At 71.2% G+C, this 17,952-nt stretch carries 12 protein-coding genes; 5 read left to right on the forward strand and 7 right to left on the reverse strand.

The annotated features are described in order from the left end of the window. Positions 1-51 precede the first annotated feature (51 nt). Complete coding sequence (locus L1280_RS10745; RefSeq protein WP_253582264.1) at positions 52-2,127, reverse strand: S9 family peptidase; 2,076 nt, start codon at positions 2,125-2,127, stop codon at positions 52-54. Positions 2,128-2,179: 52 nt separating this feature from the next. On the opposite strand from L1280_RS10745, the gene L1280_RS10750 reads away from it, so the two are divergent. Then, the gene (locus L1280_RS10750; RefSeq protein ID WP_253582265.1) at positions 2,180-3,232 is read left to right on the forward strand and encodes a serine hydrolase; all 1,053 of its coding nucleotides are present in this window, start codon (positions 2,180-2,182) and stop codon (positions 3,230-3,232) included. 20 nt (positions 3,233-3,252) lie between these two features. Here L1280_RS10750 and L1280_RS10755 read toward each other — a convergent pair whose 3' ends face one another. Genes L1280_RS10755 through L1280_RS10765 form a run of 3 tightly spaced genes read right to left on the reverse strand, consistent with a single transcriptional unit; the run spans position 3,253 to position 8,436 of the window. Further along, entirely contained in the window at positions 3,253-4,395 is a 1,143-nt protein-coding gene (locus L1280_RS10755) for a hypothetical protein (protein WP_253582266.1), read from the reverse strand. Positions 4,396-4,445: 50 nt separating this feature from the next. Next, a complete protein-coding gene (locus tag L1280_RS10760; RefSeq protein ID WP_253582267.1) occupies positions 4,446-7,274 on the reverse strand; it encodes a hypothetical protein in 2,829 nt (942 codons plus the stop codon). After that, positions 7,264-8,436 (reverse strand): SpoIID/LytB domain-containing protein, encoded by a 1,173-nt coding sequence (locus L1280_RS10765; RefSeq protein WP_253582268.1) that lies wholly within the window; start codon positions 8,434-8,436, stop codon positions 7,264-7,266. Before L1280_RS10765 ends, L1280_RS10760 begins: the two co-directional genes overlap by 11 nt. A gap of 65 nt (positions 8,437-8,501) precedes the next feature. Here L1280_RS10765 and L1280_RS10770 point away from each other — a divergent pair, with 65 nt between their 5' ends. Together L1280_RS10770 and ilvA are read left to right on the forward strand one after the other, a co-directional pair. Beyond that, positions 8,502-9,656 carry an FAD-dependent oxidoreductase gene (locus tag L1280_RS10770; protein ID WP_253582269.1) on the forward strand — a complete coding sequence of 385 codons (1,155 nt, stop codon included), beginning with the start codon at positions 8,502-8,504 and terminating at the stop codon, positions 9,654-9,656. 221 nt (positions 9,657-9,877) lie between these two features. Continuing rightward, positions 9,878-11,428, forward strand: coding sequence for a threonine ammonia-lyase, biosynthetic (gene ilvA / locus L1280_RS10775; protein WP_253582270.1), 1,551 nt, complete (start codon positions 9,878-9,880; stop codon positions 11,426-11,428). A gap of 10 nt (positions 11,429-11,438) precedes the next feature. On the opposite strand, the gene L1280_RS10780 is transcribed toward ilvA, so the two are convergent. The 3 genes from L1280_RS10780 to L1280_RS10790 all read right to left on the reverse strand — a co-directional run bounded on the left by L1280_RS10780 (position 11,439) and on the right by L1280_RS10790 (position 13,983). Continuing rightward, the gene (locus tag L1280_RS10780) at positions 11,439-12,401 is read right to left on the reverse strand and encodes a hypothetical protein (protein ID WP_253582271.1); all 963 of its coding nucleotides are present in this window, start codon (positions 12,399-12,401) and stop codon (positions 11,439-11,441) included. After that, positions 12,398-13,117 (reverse strand): M23 family metallopeptidase, encoded by a 720-nt coding sequence (locus L1280_RS10785; RefSeq protein ID WP_253582272.1) that lies wholly within the window; start codon positions 13,115-13,117, stop codon positions 12,398-12,400. The genes L1280_RS10780 and L1280_RS10785 overlap by 4 nt, the downstream gene beginning before the upstream one ends. A gap of 65 nt (positions 13,118-13,182) precedes the next feature. Then, complete coding sequence (locus L1280_RS10790) at positions 13,183-13,983, reverse strand: enoyl-CoA hydratase-related protein (RefSeq protein WP_253582273.1); 801 nt, start codon at positions 13,981-13,983, stop codon at positions 13,183-13,185. Between the two features lie 45 nt (positions 13,984-14,028). Between L1280_RS10790 and ruvX the strand changes: the two genes are divergently transcribed. Both ruvX and L1280_RS10800 read left to right on the forward strand, forming a co-directional pair. Next, positions 14,029-14,415, forward strand: coding sequence for a Holliday junction resolvase RuvX (ruvX, locus tag L1280_RS10795; RefSeq protein ID WP_253582274.1), 387 nt, complete (start codon positions 14,029-14,031; stop codon positions 14,413-14,415). 517 nt (positions 14,416-14,932) lie between these two features. Beyond that, positions 14,933-17,845, forward strand: a complete 2,913-nt coding sequence (locus L1280_RS10800; RefSeq protein WP_253582275.1) for a hypothetical protein — start codon at positions 14,933-14,935, stop codon at positions 17,843-17,845. Positions 17,846-17,952: the final 107 nt, after the last annotated feature.

The following is a 17,952-nucleotide window of genomic DNA, read 5'->3' on the forward strand; positions in this document are numbered from 1 at the left end:
GGTGCATTCCGCGCTATCTTCTGTCCATCACCGCCCGAAGTGGCGGCTTTTTTATTGCCCGCCCTTCCCGGCGTCCAGGGTGCCCCCCACCGCCGCGAGCGCGAAGGCGAATTCCTCGGCCATTTCGTTGAGCGCGTCGTAACGGCTGCTGGAGCCGCCGTGCCCGGCGCCCAGGTTGGTCTTGAGCACCAGCACGCCGCTGCCGGGCTGGCGCAGGTCGCGCAGGCGGGCCACGTACTTCGCGGGTTCCCAGTAGGCGACGCGGGGGTCGTTCAGGCCCGTCGAGACGAAGAGGTGGGGGTAGGCGGCAGGCTTCAGGTTGTCGTAAGGGCTGTACTCGCGCATGGTGGCGTAGGCGTCCGGCTCATTCGGGTTGCCCCACTCGTCGTATTCGCCCGTGGTGAGGGGAATGGAGTCGTCGAGCATGGTGGAGAGCACGTCCACGAAGGGCACCCCGACGAACGCGGCCTTCCACAGGTCGGGCCGCAGGTTGACCACGGCGCCCATCAGCAGGCCGCCCGCGCTGCGGCCCATCGCCACGAGGTCGCCCGCGATCCCCGCCGCCCGCAGGCCCTCGCCCGCCGCGATGAAGTCGGTGAAGGTATTCATCTTGTGGGCGAGGCGTCCGGCGTCGTACCAGCGCCGCCCCAGTTCCGAACCGCCCCGGATGTGCGCGACCGCCCACACCCAGCCCCGGTCGAGCAGCGGGAGCCGCCCCAGGCTGAAGGCCGGGTCCATGGACGCCCCGTAGGAGCCGTACCCGTACAGCAGCGTGGGCGCGGGTAGGGCCGTGTCGCGGCGGCGCACCAGGCTGACGGGCACCCGCTCGCCATCCGGGGCATCCACCCAGACCTGCTCGGCCACATACTCGGCCGGGTCGTAGTTCGGCACGGGCGTGGCTTTCACCAGCGTGGTTTCCAGCGTGTTCAGATCGAGGTCGAGGTGCTCGGTGGGGCGGGTCAGGCTCGTGTAGAGGATGCGGGCCGTCGTGGCCTCAAAAATGCGGTTGGCGCCGATGCGGACAGTGTAGCTCGCCTCGGGAAACTCGACGCGGCGGGCCTCGCCGTAGCCCTCCCCGGTGCGCGGCAGCACCCACAGGCGGGTGAAGCCCCCCTCGCGCCCGGAGACGAGCAGGCGCCCGGCGAACAGGTGCATGCCGGTGAGGTAGCGCTGGGGGTCGTGGGGCAGCACGTCCTGCGCGTCGGCCCAGGTCACCCCTTCCCCCTTGGGCAGGCGCACCAGCCGGAACTCAGACGCGCCGCCCTGGTTCGTCAGCGCGAGCCAGTGGTCGCCGCCGTCGGTCAGGCTGACCTCCACGCCGCGTTCGCGGGGCAGCAGAACCTGGGGCCGGGCGGTGGGGTCGCGGGTGTCAAGCACCGCCACCTCGTCGGCCATGTTCGCGGAACTGCCCAGCAGCAGCGTCTCGCCGTTCTCGGCCACACGCGCCCAGGCGCGGAAGGTGGGGTCGGTCTCGTGCCACAACTCCTCGTCGGCGGTCTGGGGCTGGCCCAGGGTGTGCCAGTGAATGCGGGCCGGGCGCTGGGTGGCGTCCTCGGTGGCGTAGAAGAGGGTACGGCCGTCCGCGCTCCAGTCCAGGGTCCAGCCGCTCACGCCGGTCAGGGGCGGCTCGGCGAGTTCGCCCGTCGCCGTGTCCAGCACGCGCAGTTCCCACAGCTCCTGCCCGGTCGTGTCCAGCAGGTAGGCCCAGTGACGTCCGTCCGGGCTGGGGCGGGTCACGTACACCCAGACGTTGGCGTGGCCCTCGCGCTCCTTCAGCGCGTTGAGGTCCAGCAGAAGCTGCGCCTCTCCCCCAGCACGTGGGCGCCGCAGGAAGAGGGGGTGCGCCTTGCCCTCCTCGGTGCGGGTGTAGTACTCCCAGTCGCCCTCGGGCACGGGGGGCTGGTCGTCTTCCTCCTGCACGTGGGAGAGGAGTTCCCCATAGATGAGCTGCTGCGTCTCCCGCAGGGGCGCCATGACTGCGTCCAGGTGGACGTTTTCAGCTTCCAGGTAGCCCAGCACTTCCGGGTCGGCCTTGCCCTGGGTCCTCAGCCAGTGGTAGTCGTCGGGGCGGGATTCGCCGTGGAGGTCGTGGGTGAGGGGCTTCTTGGCGGCGCGGGGCAGGGACATGCCTGAGCGTAGCAAGGCCCAGCCAGGAAGGGTGGGGCGCTAGGCTGAGCCCATGTTTCGCCGCGACCCCCTCCAGACGGCCCGGCGCGAGTTGGAGGCCGTGCTGGAGCGCGACCTGCGCCCGGCGCTGCCCCTGCTGCGGGCCGCCCTGCGCCGGGGCGGGGTGGTGGGCGCGGCGCGGGACGGCCAGTCGGCGGTGGTCGGGGGAGGCGACGTTCCCAGGGACGGCGTATTCGAGCTGGCAAGCGTGACCAAGCCCTTCACGGCGGCGCTGGCCGGAGCGCTGGTGCGGGAGGGTCGGCTGGGCTGGGACGCACCCCTCTCGCGGCTGGGTGGTCCCTTCCGGTCCTTTCCCGACTTCGTGACCGCCCGTGCCCTCGCCACCCACACGGCGGGCCTGCCCGCCCACCCCGCGCGGGTGGCCGTGACCACCTTCACCCGCTTTCAGGACCCCTACGGCAGCATGGACGCCCCGGCCGCCCTGGCGAGCGCCCGGCGCTGGGCGAGTCGGAGGGGGGCGGGACGGTTCGGGTACTCGAACCTGGGGGCGGGGGTGCTCGCGCTGGCCCTGGCGCACGCGGCGGGCGAGGACGTGAGTGCGGCGGGCTACGGGCGGGCGCTGGCCCGATACGTGACCGGACCGCTGGGGCTGCCGGGCGTGGGCCTCACCCCCCCGGCACGCGGGCTGGTCGCTCCCACCGCCACGCTGTTGGGCGAAGGGGTCACGGGGTTCGGGCCGCTGGCGGGCGCGGGCGGGCTGTTCGGAACGGCGGGGGACCTGCTGACCTTCGGGACGGCGCATCTGGAGGGCAGGCTGGGCCAGGACTGGCGCGAAGTTCTGCGGCCCCCTGCCCTCCCCCCCCATCTGGACGGCGTGGCCCCCGGCTGGTTCCGGCGCGGGGGCGTATGGTGGCACGACGGGGTGGCGCGGGGCACCCGCACGGCGCTCGCCCTCGTGCCCGCGTCCGGCACGGTGGTCACGTTGCTGGTGCGCGGCGGGGTGCCGCTGGTGGGGCTGCGGGGGGTGGTGGGGGCGGCGGCGCTGGCGCTGGCAGAGCCTTCAGCGCTTGGCGGTCCACCGTCCGCAAACAGTTTTCCTCGCTGAGAGCGGACGGCGGGCCACCCTCACGGGACCAGCCACGTCACCCCCCGCGCGTCGTTCAGGCCGCTCAGCAGGGTCACCGGGCGCCAGTTTACCGTGCCCCCGGTGTTGCCCGACCCCAGGCCGATCACGGTGTCGTACCCGCTGAGGGTGGTCGAGCTCAGGGCGTACAGGAAGCCGTCGGGGGCGAAGGTCACGTCGCGCAGGTCGGCGAAGGCGTTCACGGTCAGGGCCTCGTTCCGCGTGCCCGAGGCGTCCCACAACCGCAGCGGCTCGGTGCCCAGGCCACTCACGCGCGGGTCACGCCACGCGGCGATCAGATTTCGCCCGGCCACGCCGCTGCCCGCCGAGGTCCACAGGCGGTCCACCCGCCCTGTCCCAAAGGCGTCCAGTGCGTCCTCCGCGACGGGCACCCCGTTCGTGCCCAGCGGCTGCACTCCGGTGTCGGTCGCCGCGTAGACGGTGGTGCCGTTCGGCGCCGGGGCGAGGTCGCGGATGGCGGGCGTGGGCACCGGGAGGTCGGCCTCGGCGCGGTCGGCGCCGGGGGTGGTCACGGCCACCCGCACCACCTCGCTGCCGCCGCCCAGCGCGGGGCGGGCGACCACCCCCACGTCCACCCCATCCGCCCGGCGCACCAGCGCCACCCGCACCGGGGGCACGTCGGTGCCCGTCACCACGGCGGCCCCGCCCACGGCGGCCCGCCACACCAGCGTCCCGTCGGTGCGGTAGAGGGCGAGCTGCTGGGTGCCGTTCAGCACGCCCCCCGTGTCACACTGGCTGAGGCTCAGAATCCGGTCGCGCCCGGCGTTCAGCGCGGTCGTCACAAAGCAGGGCGGCACGAAGCCCGGCGCGTCGAAGGCGGGGGCGAAGGGCCGCACGTCCCCTAGATTCGCGTCGCGGCTCTCCAGCCCCCCCCGTCGGGTGAGCAGCAGCCGTGCCCCGCCGCCGGGCAGGGTATCCACGGCCACGCCGTCCGTGACCGTCACGCTGGGGCCGACCACCGGGGTGGAGGGAAGCGTGCCTCCCCCCCCGCCCGTCGTGACCGTCCGCAGGGTCGCGCCCGCATCCGCCAGCACGGCGAGCCGCAGCGCGGGCAAGGTTTCCACCGTCCCCGTGCAGGCGGAGAGCAGCAGGGCGGTCAGGGGCAGCAGGGCGAGTCGTTTCACGGATGGGACCTCCGGTGGGCGGGGGGCTGGAAGCTGGTGGCTTGCTGCTCTCACCGGTTCCCCGGATTCAGCGTCCCCGGCAGCAGCGGAATATTCAGTCCCCCCACCCCGTAGTCGAAGAGGGGGTAGCTGGAGCTGCCCGGCAGGCTGACGCCCAGGCGGTAGCGGCGCAGGCTCATGTCGATCTCGGCCTGCAAGGCCCAGCAGCAGCGGTCGATGGTCAACCCGATCACGGGCGCGAGGGGCGCGGGATTCAGGCGCTCCCCATCCACCCAGGTGAACGTCTGCCGCAGCGCCGCCGTCACGTAGGCGCCGGGGCGCGGCCCGTCCCCGATGGCGATGCCCACGCGCACGGGGTCCAGAATCAGGGTGTCGGTGGCGATGTCCTCGGGGAAGGTGCCCGTGCGGGTGCGGCTGTAAGCGGCGCGGCCCGACAGGGCAAAGCGGGTGCCGAACTGCCAGTCGGCGTTCAGGTCGGCCCGCGCGAGTTCGGTGCGCGGCTGTTCCAACCCCGGCGTGTTCACGGTGGCCGACAGCGCCAGCGACTGCCCCGGCCGGGTGGCCCGCACGCTCCCGGTCAGCGTGGGGCGGGTGTAGCCCCAGCGCTCCACGTCGAAGGGACCGCCGTAGGTCAGTTGCCAGTTCGTCGCCCGCCCCGCCGCCGTCCCCACGCTGAAAAAGGCCGTCCCGTTGGGCCGCTCGTCGCCGGGGGCCTGCACCTGAAGCTCGTGGGTGTGCGCGGCAGTGTACTCGCCCCGCCACGTCGCGCTGTAGCGCCCCGAGAAGCGGTTGTCGATCAGATTCCACGTCTCGCTGCCGGAAAAGGACACTGGGTTGATCACCGTGTCCGTCCGCGTTGCCCCGGCAAACTCGGCACTCAGCGACCGCAGACGGGGCGTCTCGATGTCGTGGCTGGCCGACACGCTGAAGTAGTTGGAGCGGATGTCGCCGGTCACGGTCGCCTTCACCGTGAAGGGCTGGTACCCGGTCGCCCGGTTGTAGCCCCCGGTCACGGTGAGGGTCAGGTCGGGCACGGGCCACTCGCTGCTGCGCGTCACCGTCGCTGGCCGGGCGGGGACGGCGGCCGCCGTCTCGGTCGCGGGCTGCGCGGGGCGGGCGGGCACCACCGTGACCTGATCGGCGGTGGGGTCGCTCAGGGTGAGGGTAAAGGACGTGCTCTCCAGTTCCCCGGTGGAGAAGTTGTGCCGCAACCCGAAGTTCAGGTTGACCGGCTTGCGGTTCACCGTCACCCCGAAGGCGGTCGCGGGCTGCTGGTCTTCGGGCAGGAAGAGGTCACGGCTGTAGCCCACCGTGAAGGTCGTGTCCCTGACGGGGACCGTGTAGAGGTCCAGCCCGATGGGAGCGCTGAGGCGCTGGCCCGGCAGTGCGTCGAAGGCGAAAGGACTGGTCCCCTCCACCCGGATGTAGCTCGCGCGGGCGGTCAGGGTGTTCGTCGCGTTGAAGCGCTGGGTGAGCCGCCCGGAGATGTCGAGGTTCACCGTCCGCGCCCCGGTGCCGTAGTAGCGCCCGGTAAAGGTGTTCGACACCGAGAAGTCGGCATTCGTCCACGGCTGGGCGCTGTAGGTGATCGCGTGCTGTTCCTCCAGCCGGGTGGTCGTGATGTTCACGCCCTGCGCGGTCGCCGAGCGCGACAGCGGATTGCTCGCGGCGGTGTAGCGCCCGGCGGTCAGGCGGGTGTCCACCGAGAAAGTGCCCCGCGAGTACGGCTTGGGGTCAATCACGAGTTCGGGCTCGCGCAGCGGCGCATACAGCGCCGTCTTCGGCTCCGGCCCGAAGCGGTCGAGGTAGGTGAGCTGGGCCGAGAACAGCGGATATTCCACCGCCGCCCGGAAGTCCACCGTGGTCACGTCCCGGTCGGGGTCCGTTTGCGAGCGCCCGATGTCCCGGCGCCGCACGTTCAGGCTGTAGTCGAGGTCGCGCACGGCCAGCGAGAGCGGCACCCGTCCCCGCACCGAGAAGTCGAGGTCGACGTCGTAGCCGGGCTGCCGGGTGCCGTCCGCCGCGAAGGGCTTGGGATTCGCCAGCGCGTAGAGGTCGACCCGGTCCACGTAGGGCAGCGGGGCCATCGAGCGCAGGTCCACCCCCAGGCCGATCGAGGGCTCGCGGTTCTCGTAGTAGCGCAGCAGGGTGGTGCCCAGCGTGTTCGTGCCGATGGAAAAGGGCAGGTCGGCCAGCACGGTCAGGCCGTCCGGGTCGCCGCTGCCCACCGCGAAGCGCGGCTGGCGCTCGGGTTCGTTCAGCGGCAGCACCACGACCGGCAGGTACAGCACCGGCACGTCCACGATCAGGAACTGGGCACGGTAGGCGATCAGGCGGTCGCCGGGGTACACGATCAGGCGCTCGGCGCGGAAGGCGTAGTCGTTGGGCGTGCGCCCGCACTTCGCGCAGGGGGTGAAGTAGCCCCCGGTGGCCCGCAACTGACCCGGAATGCGCTCGACCTGCTGCCCGCGAATCTCGATGTCCCCGTCGCTGATGAGCACGTCCTCGCCCGTCAGCTCCTCGGACCCCAGGTCCACCACGAGGTTCTCGCCGCGCAGGTCCTGCCCGTCGCGGGCGGTGCGGTAGGTCGCCTGCCCCACCAGCGTCAGCGTGCGGCGGGTGCGGTTGTACTCCACGCGGGCGGCCCGCACCACGTCGTCGTCCACCCGCAGCTCGACCAGCCCGCCCTCCGGCCCGCCGCTGATAATCACGATCTCCTGCTCGTCGATGCGCCGCAGTTCGAGCGACTGCGCCTGCACGATGCGGACGGTCCGGGCCGCCGCCTCCCCCACCGCGAGCATCGCCGCGAGCGCCCCGGCGAGGAGGGGGCCGCGTTTCAGGGAGCGGCGAAAGAGCCGCCCGATCGTCTTACTCGGCATGGCCCACCCCCGCCGCCGCGAGCACCGGGCGGCCCCGTTCGCCGGGCGCATCCGCCAGCAGTTCCAGCGTGGTGCCGGGGTAGTAGAAGCCCAGGATGCGGCGGTGGTCGGCCTTTGCTCGGGCCATCCCCAGCGCCCCGTACTGCGAGAGGCCCACCCCGTGCCCGGACCCCGACCCCTCCAGCACCAGCGGCCGCCCCGGCCCCACGCTCCCGCCGAGGCGGACGCGGGTGCTGTGCGCTCCCAGCGCCCGCACGAAGTCGCCCGCTTGCAGGCCGCTCAGCCGCCCGGTGCCCGAACTGCCCGTCAGCGTGACCTCCAGCACCCGGCCCGACGCGGAGGTCAGCGTCACCCCCACCGAGCGCACGGTGCCCACCCGCACCCGGAAGCGTTCGGCGGCGGCCTGCACCTTCGCGGCACTGGCCTCCACCCGCCACTTGGCGCGGGGACTGTCCGCCGAGTGCGGGTCCGGCTGCGCGACGAGGTAGGGGATGCCGCGCCCCCACACCTCCTCGCTCGACGCCGTGTGTCCGCCCGAATCACTGGAGAAATACGTCTGCGCGGGCTTGTCCCCATACGCGAGGACCTGCCCGGCGGTCGCCTGGATCGCCGTGTCCGTTCCGACCTTTTCCGCCGGGACGCCCCGGTAGACCTGACAGCTTTCGGTGGCACAGGTGTCGTAGGGGAGCGCCGGGTTGATGCGGGCCGAGACGTAGGTGCGGGCGATCACCGCCTGCGCGGCGAGCGCGGCGGCGGGCCAGCTCGCGGGCATTTCGGCGGGGACCACTCCGCGCAGGTAGTCCTCCACGTCCACCACGTTGATGCCCTGCACGCCGCCGCTCACCGCCCGCAGCAGCACGCCGCCCCGGTAGGTCTGGCCCGCGATCTCCACCAGGCTGCCCGGCGACGGCGGCACGTACAGCACGTCGCTCCCCGCGTCCTGCCCGCCCAGCGTGAGCTTGCCGCCCCGGTTGCCCACCGTCCAGGGCACCGAGGGCGCGGCGGGAGCGGGGGGGGCCGCCAGGGGTGCCGTCAGCCCCGGTCCCGGCGGGGGCGGCAGCCGCACGGTGAGCTGCGGGCCGCTCGCCACCAGCACCCGCACGTCCAGCGCCCCGGCCGCGCCGGGAGCCGCCAGCGCCAAGAGAAAGGTCAGCACGCGCATGAATGACGCGAGTATACGCACCCCCTCCTGTGCCCCGACTGACAGGGACGTGAGAGCATGCGGCCATGACAGGCGGGCCAGGGCAGGCGGGACGGGTGTGGGCGCACGTGGGGCAACCTTTCGGGGAGCACGAGTACGACGTGGTCGTCCTGGGAGCCGGGCGGATGGGCACGGCCTGCGCCCTGTATCTGCGGCGGCTGGCCCCTCATCTGCGCCTGCTGCTCGTCGAGCGCGGCGGCCTCCCCAACGAGGAGGGGGCGACCATCCTCGCGCCGGGGGTGTGGACCGCCTTCGACGTGCCGCCGGGCCGGGAGGCGGAAGCCCAGTGGACCCACGCCAACCTGTTCGGGGACCCGACCGCCAAACCTCGCCCCCTCCTGCGCCTGCACGCGGAGGAAGGCCCCGGCCGCGTGCCCACCCGGCCGATGCTCGCCCGCTTCCCGGAGGCCGCGCCCCTCCTCGACCCGGATACGCTCCCCTGGGCCGAGGTGGACGAGGACGCCTCCACCTATCGCCCCGGCGCGGTGGCGCTGGCCTGCGGGCAGACGGCGGTGCGAGAGGGAGCCGACCTGCTGCTGAACACGCACGCATGCCTGACGCCTGGCGGCGTGCGCCTCGACCGCCTGACCGTCACGAACACCCACGAGGTCGTCACCCACGAGACGCATGACCTCCGCGCCGGGGTCGTGATCGTGGCGATGGGCGCGGATGGCCCAGCCGCCGCCGAGCAGGACCTGGGGATTCACACGGCGCACGGCCGGGCTTACCGCCAGTTTCCGCGCCTGAACACCCCCAGCGACGACTGGACCCCGGCGCTGCGGGCGGGCGGCCTGACCCTGCGCCCGCAGCACGGCGGCTTCACGGTGGTCCCGCCCCTGCACCACCGCGATCCCTCCGGCTACGTGCCGCAGGGCGGGCGGCTGACCGGGGTGCCGGTGGGCGTGCGCCGCGAGACCCTGGAAGACCTCACCCGCCTGATGGACGCCCTGCCCCCCCTGGCGACCGGGGCGCTGGAGATCGGCCGCAGCCTCGCGGACGTGCCCGGCGCGTGGGTGGCCCTGCCGGACGGCCGGGTGGACGCCCCACCCCGCCACGAGGCGCTGGGCGAAGGGGTCCACCTCCTCCTCGGCGGTCCCCTCGCGGACACGCTGGGGCTGGCGGTGGCCTATGACCTCGCGGCGCGGGTGACGGGGGTGAGGGAGCGGCCGTGGGCATCCTGACCCTTTCGCCCCCTCTCCCGGGGTCCTGTCTACCCCGGCCCGCCTGCGCCGAGGCCGTCCCTCTCTATCCTGGAGGCATGTGGGAAGCACGAATTCCGGGAGACGGCGGAGCGTAACGCCCCCGGCTTCCGCCGCGCCGTCCCCACCCGTCCGCGGTGGGGGCGCCCCGTTTCGGCCCCGCAGTCCATGCCGCCCCAGTTCCCCACGTTCCCGGAGGTGCCATGACTGCCACGCCGGAATTCAGCCCCGCCACCCTGACTGAGCACGACGTGCTGCGCCTCGCCCTGACGGGCCGAGTCTACGGGGCAGCCGTGCAGACGCCGCTGAGCCCGGCGCCCCGGCTGAGCGCACGCATGGGGAGCATGGTGTGGCTCAAGCGCGAGGACCAGCAGCCCATCTTCTCGTTCAAGCTGCGCGGGGCCTACAACAAGGTGAGCGCCCTGAGCGCCGCCGAGCGGGCACGCGGCGTGATCTGCGCCTCGGCGGGCAACCACGCGCAGGGGGTGGCCTACGCCGCGCAGCACCTCGGGGTGCGGGCGGTCATCGTGATGCCGGTGACCACCCCCGAGATCAAGGTGCGGGCCTGCCAGGCACGCGGCGCCGAGGTGCTGCTGCGCGGCGACTCCTTCAGCGACGCCGAGGCGTATGCGGCGTCGCTCGGGCACGAGCGCGGCCTGACCCCGGTCCACCCCTACGACGACCCGCACGTGATCGCGGGGCAGGCCACGGTCGCCCTGGAGCTGCTGCGGCAACTCGATGACCCCTCGGGGGCCAGCGTCTTCGTGCCGGTGGGCGGCGGCGGGCTGATCGCGGGGGTGGCGGCGGTGCTGAAGGTGCTGCGGCCGGACGTGCGGGTGGTGGGCGTCGAACCCGACGACTCCGACGCGATGGCCCGCAGCGTGCGGGCGGGGCGGCGGGTCAGGCTCGATCAGGTGGGCCTCTTCGTGGACGGGGTGGCGGTGCGGCAGGTGGGCGAGTACCCCTTCGCGCTGGCCCGGCGGCTGGTGGACGACTGGGTGCAGGTGACCACCGACGAGGTCTGCGCCGCCATCAAGGACGTCTACGACGACACCCGCGCCGTGATGGAGCCTGCCGGGGCGCTCGCGGTGGCGGGCCTGAAGCGGCACGTGGCCGAACGCGGCCTGGCGGGAGACACGCTCGTCGCCCTGACCTGCGGGGCGAACATGAACTTCGACCGCCTGCGCCACGTGGCCGAGCGGGCCGAGATCGGCGAGCAGCGCGAGGCCATCCTCGCGGTGACGATTCCCGAGCGGCCCGGCGCTTTCCGCGCCTTCATGGGGGTGATCGGCCCCCGCGCCGTCACCGAGTTCAACTACCGCTATGCCCCCCGCGCCGAGGCCCGCGTCTTCGTGGGGGTGCAGCTCGCGCACCCCGGCGAGCGGGCGGCGCTGATCGGGGCCCTCACCGCGCAGGGCTACCCGGTCACCGACCTCACGGGCGACGAACTCGCCAAGGTGCATATCCGCCATATGGTGGGCGGCCGCGCCCCCGAGGCCGCCCACGAGCGGGTCTACTCCTTTACCTTTCCCGAGCGCCCCGGCGCCCTGCTGGAATTCCTGACCCAGTTGCACGGGCGCTGGAACATCAGCCTCTTCCACTACCGCAACCACGGCAGCGCCCACGGCCGGGTGCTCGCGGGCCTGCAAGTGCCGGACGGCGAACTGGCCCCCTTCGCCACCTTTCTCGCGGGCGTGGGGTATCCGGCGACGGACATGACGGCGAACGCGGCGTACCGGCTGTTCCTGACCTAGCGGCCCGCCCTCACGGCAGCGTCAGCACCCGCACGTTGCCGTCCCGCGCACTCAGGTAGGCCACCTTCTTTCCGTCCGGGCTGACCGACCAGTCCCCCTGCCGCACCTGATCGCCGAGGTCGCCCAGCGTGCGCCACGCATTGGTCCCCACGTTGTACTCCCGCAGGACGTGCGGGCCGCCGTTCGGGTCCAGCGGGATCAGCAGCAGGCGGCGGGCGTCGCGCCAGCGGTACGAGCCGAAGGCGTTCAGTTTCCGCGCCGCCCCGCCCGCCGTGGGCCGCACCCACAGGCCGTTGCGGGCCGCCGAGTCGAAGGCCACGGAGTACGTCACCCACGCCCCGTCCGGGCTGAGGCTGACCCCCCGGAACGACAGCGCTGAGGCCAGCGTGCGCCGCGCCCCGGTGCGGGTGTCCAGCGTGAAGAGGTCGCGGTCCCGCGCCGCCGCCGCACTCTTGCCGCTGAGCAGCAGCGTCGTCTCGTTCAGCCAGCCGCTGATGCCCCCACCGTACAGGGTGGCAACCTGCCGGGGCGAGCCGAACACGTCGGCCACGAACACGCGGGTGGCCCGGCGGTCGAAATTGCCGGTCGTGTCGCTGCGGGTGTAGGCCAGCCGGTTCTCCGAGCGGGTCCACGTCACGTCCGCCCCGCGCGTGGGCAGGGTAAAACGGCGGCGGTCGGCCAGCCGCTCCAGCGTGGTGGTGTCCCCCGTCCCCGGCCGCACGACCCAGAGCAACCGGGGCGAGAAGAACGCCACCGAGGAAAAGCGCCGGGTGACCTCTCCCCCGTTCGCCGACACCTGATAGATGCCGGTCGTGGGGCGGGCCGGGGGGCCGTCCAGAACCATCAGGTTCCGCGAGTCCGGCGTCCACACCGCGCCGGGGCAGCAGGTGCCACTCAGGACCGCTTTGGAGGGGAGGGTGGCCGCGAGCGCGGGCGCACCCAGGGCGAGGGCCAAGGCCACAGCCTTCTTCACCGTGCCCCTCCCGGCGCGGGCGGCCACGGCCGGGCGAATTCGTTGAGGATCGCTCCACCCCGCCGCACCTCCGGCTGCGACTCCGGCGTCTGCCATTTGCGCGGCGCGGCGAGGTCGTACTCGTACCCCCGCCCAAAAGATCCCGCCAGCGCCAGCGAGTCCCAGTCGGCGGCGATGTAGGGCAGCGGATTGAAGAAGCGCTGATGCGAGCGGTCCCGCAGTTCGAGGTGCAGGTGCGGCGCACTCACGCAGGTGAACTGCGAGTCGCCGCTCTCCCCGATCACCTGCCCGCGCTTCACCTGCTGCCCGACCCGCACGCTGGAGCGCACCCGCAGGTGCCCATACAGGCTGCTGAGATTCCCGGCGTGGTCGATCACCACGTTGTGCGGCGGACTGCCGTGCGGGCCGTCCACCTCCGCAACCACTCCATCTCCGATGGCCCGGACCGGGGTGCCGCACGGAGCACTGAAGTCCAGCCCTGCATGTAGCCCCTGGAGGTTGCCGTAAGTGCTGCGGCGCTGGCGGTAGGCCCCGGTCGTGTTGCCGTACCCCTGCCCCAGCAGCCAGGTGTCCGGCCCCGGCGGCCCCGCGAAGGGCAGGCCGAACTGCCGCGCGGGCTTGGCAATCGCGCTGTCGGGAAGGGCAGGCGCGTAGTGGGCCAGGGCCACCGCCGACGCGGCCAGGAGTCCCCCCGCCATCACGGTTCTGAGTCGCATGGCCGATGCTGCCCCGGCGTGGGCGCCGGGACGGTGCCGGGGCTTACAGGGAGGGGGTCAGCCCGTCACCCCTCTCGCCGAAAGTCCGGCGCCCGCCGCGCCTTGAAGGCCGTCACGCCCTCCTCGTGCTCCCAGTGGTCCCCGGCGAGCTGCTGCAACTCGGCTTCGAGGTCCAGCGCCTGATCCAGCGTGCCCGTCATCGCCTGCTGAAGCGCCCGCTTGGTCAGCCCCAGCGCGTGCGTGGGCCGCGCCGCCAGCCGCTCGGCGTACTGCTGCACGTCTTCCCCGAAGGTCTCGTCGGGAAAGACGTGCTCGCATAGCCCCAGCCGCAGCGCGTCCTGGGCGCCCACCTTCTCGGCGAGCGCCATCAGTTCAAAGGCCCGGTGGTAGCCCACCAGCCGGGGCAGGAACCACGTGCTGCCCGAGTCCGGCACCAGCGCGATGTTGGAAAAGACCTCGATCAGGCTGGCCGACCCCGCCCACAGCCGGATGTCGCCCGAGAGCGCGAGGCTGGCCCCGGCGCCCGCCGCGACCCCGTTTACCGCCGTGATGACCGGCTTGTCCAGCCCCCGGATGGTCCGGATCAGCGGGTTATAGGTGTGGTTCAGGTGTTCGGTGAAGGTCATGTCCCGCCCCGACACGTCCCCCAGGTCCTGCCCCGCGCAAAAGCCGCGCCCGGCGCCTGTGATCACCACGACCCGGACTCTGGGGTCGGCGCCCGCGGCCTGGAGTTCCCCGGTCAGCGTGAGCAGCAACGCGTCGTTCGCGGCGTTGAGCTTGTCCGGGCGGTTGAGGGTCAGGGTGCGGACCCCGCCGTGGGTACGGGACAGGATCACGGGTTCGCTGGTCACGGGTCCACTGGTCATGGGGGCAGCGTAGCGCGTGGGCGCGGCCGCCCTACACTGACCCGCGTGGCGTCCCCGTCCCTTCCCACCATCCTCGCGCTGGACGTGAGCAAGTCCCGCATCGGCTTCGCGGTCAACGCCGGGCGCCTCGCCTTCGGACGCGGCAGCGTGGACCGCAAACGGCTGCCGCTGGACCTCAAGGCCGTCCGCCTCAAGGTCGAGGAGACGCGCGCGGAACTGCTGCTGCTGGGCCTGCCCCTCCGCACCGACGGTGCGCCGAGCCCCTCTGCCGACCGGGTGCGGGCCTTTGGTCGGGTGCTGGAGGACAAGGGCTACCGGGTCGCCTACCAGGATGAACGCTTCTCGACCCAGCGGGCACGGGCGCTGGGCGCAGCCGACGAGGACGAGGCGGCAGCGGTGGAGATTCTGCAGCTGTACCTACTCGGGACCTAAGAGCACCACCCCTACCCTACCGGCAGCAGAACTTGAGCCGCATGACTGTGCTACGACACTGCACTTCCTCCTAGAGTATGCCCCCCTCGCATGCAGGACCTAGCAAAGCTCTTCCCGATAAATGAGGACATGGTTAAGCAACCGTTAGCCCGGACGTCGCTCATATAACTCGGCCCCGGATGTCGGCCGTTGCAGACCATGAATCAGCAAAGTGCGACTGGGCCGAAAGTGCCGTGCATGTATTCGGGATTCGGTGAGAAGAGTAGGCCGAAGCTGACGAAAACCTTACAGTGATGGGGATGTTATTCCCGTATCTGGCGCAGAAATCTTGTTGACACCCCTCAGGGGCGTCCATATACTCGCCATAGGATTCACATCCTGGCCTAACTTGGGCGGTGGCCTGAGCAGGGGACGCGAGCGGGCAGGAAACTAGGCAACTGGACCCGCACAACTTCTCCCACGTCTCTGACGTCACGCTCATGAGGGCTCTGAGAGCTCCGGCTCTCACGGAGGACGTATGAATAAGAACATCGCTTTGCTGGCTCTCACGGGTGTGCTGACCTTGGCGTCGTGCGGCACTGGCCCTGGCACCGACCAGCCCAGTGGTCCCGTCGTGACGACCCGTACGCTGACGGTCAACCTCGGCGGCGGCGTCACCCAGGCTCCCATCACCGTTTCGAACGGCACCACCTCGAACACTTACACGGTGACCAACGGGCAGGTTATTCCCAACCTCGCCAGCGGCACCTACACCGTGACGGCGGGCAGCGTCAATGGTTACACCGCGCCCAATACCCAGACCGTCAACCTGACCTCCGGTAACGGCACGGTCACGCTGACCTACTCACCGGTTCAGGTTGTCCCCCCGACCCCCGGTACCAACAGCATCACCATTACCTCGCCCACCCAGGGCGCCAACGCCACTGTCGGTCAGGCCATTCAGGTTAACTACACGACCTCGGCTGCCCTGACCAACGTGACTTGCACGGTCGCCGCAGGCGGCACCACCAGCACCCCTGCCAACGCCAGCAACAGCAGCAGTGGCGGCTTCTGCACCGTGACCCCCACGGCGGCGGGCAGCAACACCATCACCGTGACCGGCACCGACGCCCAGGGCCGCACTGTGACCCAGCAGGTCGTCGTAAACGCCGTCGCCGCGCAGACCTCCACGCCCAGCAACATCGTCTTCGACCCCGCTCAGGAACTGACCCTGACGAGCGAAGGCATCGTGCGCGACGCGATGAATGGCTGGCGCCGCATCGGCCAGGGCGTGAGCACCCCCACCGCTCCTGACACCAACGTGGATGTGTACGTCAAGGGCACCATCAACGTGACCTACCGTGGCGCTGCGGCTGGTCAGAAGGTCGACATCATTCTGGCCCGCACCACCGGCACCGACGTGCCCAGCAACGACCAGATTCAGGCGGGCGACGTGCTGCGTTCGGTCGTCTCGACTGGCGCTGACGTAACCGCCGTGTACGACAGCCGTCGCCTCGCCGAGTTTGAGGCCGTGCGCCAGTGGCTGGTCTTCCGCGTCAACGGTACGGTCGTCTCCTTCCAGCCGGTCATTACCGACAACCGTGGCCCGGAGCAGCCTGACCCCGAGTTCAACGGCGTCAGCAACGCTTTCTCCAACCTGCTGCGCAACTTCCAGGGCTCGGGCATCAACTACGCGCGTGGTGACATCAACGTGTTCACCACCAACCCCAGCCTCCAGGACCGCGAATTCGGTCAGGCGCCCCTGGGTGCCTCCTTCGTGCAGCGCCGTCCCGCTGGCTTTGAGAGCATCCGCTACTACCTCGTGCCCGAAACGGCCTTCAACAACAAGGGGCTCGCCGACAGCGACGAGATGCGCCGCGCCGAGGCCATCAAGCAGGCCGCGACCATCCGCACGGCCCCCATCCTCGAGCCGGGTGACCGTGCGGCCGCCTTCAACAGCCTGATTGGCTCGGGCAGCCAGACCGCCGCAACCGTGCGTGCGCTGGACAACATCAACTACCGCATCTACGCGATCTCGCGTGACCAACTCGGCAACGAGACGGCCAGCGCCAGCTTCGAGACCATCCGCTTCGACAACGTCGGCCCCAGCTTTACCGGCAGCGTCCTGCGTGATGTGAGCGACCTGCCTTTCCCCTCGCTGACCCCCGAGGTCTGCCTCAGCGACATTGCCAGCGTGAACCTGGGCGGCTTTGCCGACAACGCGGGCGGAATCGGCTTTGCGACGGGCACGAACGCCCCGACCTTCACGATCGGCGGGATCGTCCTCAACCCCAATGGCGTCGCGGCGACCACCTTCGACACCAACCGCCTGGCGGACGGCAACTACCGCGTCCTGTCCAGCAACTTCACCGACGCGTTGGGTAACCCCCCGGCCAACAACGTCGAGAACCCCCTGGTCACCATCGATAACACCGATCCCACCGCCAACTTCAACCGCCCCGTCAACCTGGGCGTTGTCGAGAGCGGAGAGCGGGTTTCCGTCGAGGCTCGGACCAGCGATACGGGCTGCGGCGTGCACGAAGTGCGTCTGTTCTGGGACAGCAACACCACGGGCGCGACCGACGCGACCACCCTTCCCACCATCGGTCACCCGGTGCAGTTCGCTCGCAGCGCAACTTCCACCACCCGTCAGGAGACCCTGAACCTGAACGCGGGCTGGAACGCCCTGCAAGTGCCGAACCTGCGCTCGACCGTGCAACTGCGTGCGCTGGTCGTTGACCGCGCCGGTAACGCCACCATCGCCAGCACCCCGCTGACGATCGAGGCGAAGGGGCTGACTGGTGCTCAGCTCCCCGGTGGCACCAACACCTCGCGTCCTACGCTGGGCAACTCGGACGGCTACCGCGTGGGTGAAGCGATCAACTTGGCCGCCAACACCAACCTGATTGCACCGGTCGCGGCCAACGGTACGACCCTGATCCCGAACTTTGGTGGCAACAGCCTGCTGAACAACCGCCTGTCGCTCAGCTCGGTCGGCACCTTCACCACCAACTCGGGTGGACCCACCAACTCCGAGAACATCCGTGAAGTCAGCGACTACGGCCGCTTTGACAACACCCTGTGGACCACCATCCGCAACTACGTGCTCACGAACGACCCCACGCTGACCACCAACCGTAACCTGGATGCCGGTCAGCTCCGCACCCAGCGTGCGCAGAACTGGAACGTGCGTGCGCCGTGGATCTACATCACTGACAGCACCACGCCCGACAACAAGCAGCTCTACACGGCCGACAGCGACCTGCTGAACGACTACTACTGGTTCCGCACCTTCGGGACCACCGACCGGCCCACGCCCGTCTTCGACGCCGGTGTGGACGTGCGGAACACGACCTTCGCACCCATCCGCTTCACCTACGATCAGTTCAACAAGATCGTGGCGGACACCGCAGGGGCCTACAGCTTCCTGGGCGAAGAGGTCCAGCGCTAAACCCCCTCACCCACAAAAGGCTCCCTCCGGGGGGCCTTTTTCGTGTCTTGCCCCCGCGCGGGCTACACTGAGCGCCCGGTTTCCCTTTCTTTCCACCGCCGCGCGGC

This window comes from Deinococcus sp. HSC-46F16, from assembly GCF_024171495.1.
Taxonomy (GTDB): Bacteria; Deinococcota; Deinococci; order Deinococcales; family Deinococcaceae; genus Deinococcus.

Coding starts and splice junctions, on each gene's coding strand:
- L1280_RS10750 (WP_253582265.1), top strand. CDS start 2,180: ATGTTTCGCCGCGACCCCCTCCAGACGGCCCGGCGCGAGTTGGAGGCC.
- L1280_RS10790 (WP_253582273.1), bottom strand. CDS start 13,983: ATGACCAGTGGACCCGTGACCAGCGAACCCGTGATCCTGTCCCGTACC.
- L1280_RS10745 (WP_253582264.1), bottom strand. CDS start 2,127: ATGTCCCTGCCCCGCGCCGCCAAGAAGCCCCTCACCCACGACCTCCAC.
- L1280_RS10800 (WP_253582275.1), top strand. CDS start 14,933: ATGAATAAGAACATCGCTTTGCTGGCTCTCACGGGTGTGCTGACCTTG.
- L1280_RS10765 (WP_253582268.1), bottom strand. CDS start 8,436: ATGCGCGTGCTGACCTTTCTCTTGGCGCTGGCGGCTCCCGGCGCGGCC.
- L1280_RS10785 (WP_253582272.1), bottom strand. CDS start 13,117: ATGCGACTCAGAACCGTGATGGCGGGGGGACTCCTGGCCGCGTCGGCG.
- L1280_RS10770 (WP_253582269.1), top strand. CDS start 8,502: ATGACAGGCGGGCCAGGGCAGGCGGGACGGGTGTGGGCGCACGTGGGG.
- ilvA (WP_253582270.1), top strand. CDS start 9,878: ATGACTGCCACGCCGGAATTCAGCCCCGCCACCCTGACTGAGCACGAC.
- L1280_RS10760 (WP_253582267.1), bottom strand. CDS start 7,274: ATGCCGAGTAAGACGATCGGGCGGCTCTTTCGCCGCTCCCTGAAACGC.